5 protein-coding genes are annotated in these 3,310 nt (G+C 37.2%); all 5 read right to left on the bottom strand.

What is annotated here, in order from left to right; translation table 11 throughout:
• Positions 1 to 68, bottom strand: a 68-nt coding sequence (locus VXQ92_RS15460; RefSeq protein ID WP_416682387.1) for a hypothetical protein, incomplete at its 3' end; no start/stop codon positions are given.
• A gap of 7 nt (positions 69 to 75) precedes the next feature.
• Positions 76 to 843: a glycosyltransferase family 2 protein gene (locus VXQ92_RS15455; RefSeq protein WP_005122727.1), complete on the bottom strand. Its 768-nt coding sequence runs from the start codon at positions 841 to 843 to the stop codon at positions 76 to 78.
• Complete coding sequence (locus VXQ92_RS15450) at positions 840 to 1,595, bottom strand: polysaccharide deacetylase family protein (RefSeq protein ID WP_038347290.1); 756 nt, start codon at positions 1,593 to 1,595, stop codon at positions 840 to 842. The genes VXQ92_RS15455 and VXQ92_RS15450 overlap by 4 nt, the downstream gene beginning before the upstream one ends.
• Complete coding sequence (locus VXQ92_RS15445) at positions 1,592 to 2,620, bottom strand: glycosyltransferase family protein (RefSeq protein WP_416682386.1); 1,029 nt, start codon at positions 2,618 to 2,620, stop codon at positions 1,592 to 1,594. Before VXQ92_RS15445 ends, VXQ92_RS15450 begins: the two co-directional genes overlap by 4 nt.
• Before the next feature lie 22 nt (positions 2,621 to 2,642).
• On the bottom strand, positions 2,643 to 3,310 hold a 668-nt coding region (locus VXQ92_RS15440; protein ID WP_416682384.1), incomplete at its 5' end, for an ELM1/GtrOC1 family putative glycosyltransferase.

The following is a 3,310-nucleotide window of genomic DNA, read 5'->3' as shown; positions in this document are numbered from 1 at the left end:
AGGTTAAAAGTGTGCTGCTCTAATCCACCAACTCCACCGCTAGTTGCCAATACCTGAACAATTTTCATAGCTTGCCTACTTATTTTTATCTTTATTCATGGTCTGTTCAAAAAGCTTAGCTTCTTTTAGAAATGCATAAAATGCATTAATCATACTATTTACGAAACCACGCCAACCATTTAAGAAACTACGGCGAATAAAATAAGATTTCATAAAAGTCACTGGCATCACCAAAACCAATTTTGCAATGCTTGGAGACTTTCCTTTTTGGAATTTCTCTAATGCTTTAAGGTTGGAATATTGGTTATTTTTTTCGACCTTAACGAAAATGCTCGACTCACCATAATGGTAAATATCGTGTTGAGCACGTTGAGATTCACCATCTACGATCACATTTTCATGGACTTTATTGGCAAGGTCATAATGCCCTTTAGACCTACGGAAAAAACGCACTTTTGCATGTTTTTTAGTATGTTTACTGTTCGGAACACCTAAAAATACATCATTAATTGGGGTGATTAATGCATCAAGCTTGTTCTGTTGAATGGTCTCAACAATTTCTTGTTTTAACTCATTAGATAAGACTTCATCGCCATCTAAATTAAGCACCCAATCATTTCGGCATTTAGCTAAAGCTAAACTTTTTTGCCCAGCATAACCCTGCCAGTCTTGGTGAGAAATTTCTGTATTTTCAAAACGCTTTGCAATTTCATAAGTATTATCAGTACTGCCCGAATCTAAAATAATAACTTCATCAAACTCACTGACACTTTGCAAAGTTCGCTCTAACCAAGCACCACAGTTTAAAGTGACAATATAAACACTACATGGAATTTTATTCATAACTTATAACGTCCTTTAGCAAGGGCGATACGCATCTGTAAAGCATTCATGGCGCCATGCGTGCTGACACGTGGAATATTAAATTGGTTATCTGCTTCATACGCTTCGATTTTTTTACGAGTCGATACTGCATTTTTAAAGCCAATTTCTTGGGCCATTTTCTGGTGCTTTTCGTTAAATCGACCAAATGGATAAGCAAAACTCGGGCACTTCCCAACTAATGCTTCAACATCACGCTTAGACTGAAGCATCTCATTGTAAGCCGTTTGATCATCAAGTTTAAGTAAGTTCACATGATGTTGAGTATGCGCACCAAATTCAATTAAACCAGAGTTAGCCATTTCATGGATTTGCTCATGAGTAAGCTTTTCAATACCTTCAATTTGCGTTGCTAAATAAATAGTTGCTTTCGCTTTATATTTTTTTAGTAGTGGATAGGCATAAAGATAATTATCCATAAAGCCATCATCAAAACTTAAAGCAACCACATTCTTTTGATTACGATATTGTTCAAGCTCAGAAACAAAGCAAAAGATAGCGCCTTTACGCGTTAACAACGTTAAGAGTTGTTCAAACTTTTCAGGAGGCATATTCATGCCAGAAGCAGCATCTTTAGGAGTGACCTGATGTAACATCACAATGCGAGGTAGTTTACTCGAACGAAACGGAAGCCAGAATGTATAATTACCTAGCACATATAACAGTGCAGCAAGTGCTAGCAGGCCTACCGCAACGTACAAAAACCACATCATGCATAAACCTCATGTGACCATTCATAATCTTCTGAAAGGGGCTGCTTAAATGTCACTTCAACCATAAACTGGGTGATGCGTTTAGCATTGAAAGACTTACGCGTTTTCTCCCAGCCCTCTTTCGCTATTTTTTCAGCCTGCTCTGGGTTTTGATCAAAGAATTGTATCTTCTTAGCCAAGTCAAACTGATCATCAAAGTAAACCACTTCCTGCTCAGTATAGAGTTTCTCAAAGCCTGGAATTCTTGGGCTAAAGGTAAGTAAACCATTACCAGTCAGCTGAACAATACGATCAGAGCTATATAAGGTTACATCATTACGGCGTGAGTAATTGAGCCCCATTTTTGTTTCAGACAGAACCTTATAATAAGCCTTACCATAGACACCTGGCTGTTCAAAACAACCATAATATTGATAATTTACATGGCCTTGTTGCAAAGCCTCTGCTAAATCTTTTAAGAATTTCTCGCGCTCAGGCTCTTTATAAACAACACCGCAGAAAATAAAAGTTTTGTCAGTTTTTGAGTTTGAAAATTGCTGTAGTGTTTCTACATTGCGATGACCAACATTCGGCATATAAGCCACACTTAAATGAGGCTGTTTTAAATTTTGGAGATATTCTCCACCTGTTGTGCAGAAAATAGCATCTAGATAAGGTGAAAATGCTTTGACAAAGTCGAGTTTGTTTTCAAGATAAAGCGGATCAACATACCAAAATGCAATTTTAGTATTGGGGTAAGACTCTTTAATCTGTCTTAAAACATCTGGACTCATCAAGTCGCTATGACCAATCAATACCAAATCAGGTTCAATATTATTAACAACCTTGAGTACTTCTTTATTGGCCCACTTTGCCCCTAATTTTTTGGTTTTAAAGATTGTCCCCATTCGAGCCATGTCACGGAAACTAAAGTCATAAACGAAATGGCCATTTTCAATTAATCCGGCAGAAATTTTACGGTCTGTGCAGTAAAAATGTGCGCCTTGTTTATTAAAGCCAAAATTTGCAATATGCAATATTTTCATTTATTTACTCAAAATAAAAAATTTAATTTTTCGCTAAAAGATATGTTGCCACACGGTCTGCTTCTTTAAAAGCATAAGGTTGTGGCAACTGTACGACACAAGTATTCTGTGAAATTAGTTGTGATTCTATCATTTGATCAATCGAGTGCGTAATTCTATCGTCTTTCAACCGATCGATTGCTATGACCCCTACGCGACAACCCGCAGTAAGTGCTTCAAAAACCATAGAAACGCTATCTTCTGTTACCCATACAGCTTCTGCTTTTTGCATCTCTTCAAAAATCCAGCCTTGAGGTGTTTGCTCAACCGGAAATATTTGTAAATGCTGGGCAAAACTTTGTTGTCTTAAAATATCAATAAACTCTGCTGGTGTTCGACGTGAAGTCGTTAGAATGATTTCGGCATCCGGATTATTCTCAACAATCTTTTGCACGCTTAATAATACTTTTTCTTGGTTCCATTGATGCCGTTTTGACGAACCACCTAATGCAATTAAAATTCTAGAAGCTTGATGGCGTTTTTCATTACGAATGGGATTTAATGCCCCACGCGTAACAATCACTCGATTATTCGCAGGAATACCGTCGTGCTCTGGAATCACAGCATAATTAAACCAAATTGTCGGTAAATTTGGCTTCATTAAAATAATCGTTTTGGCCTTTTTGAAAATTTTACCGAGCAACCAGACAC

It is taken from the genome of Acinetobacter sp. 228 (assembly GCF_048147885.1).
The sequence above is the reverse complement of the archived record's forward strand: the minus strand, read 5'-3'. Positions and strand labels throughout refer to the sequence as shown.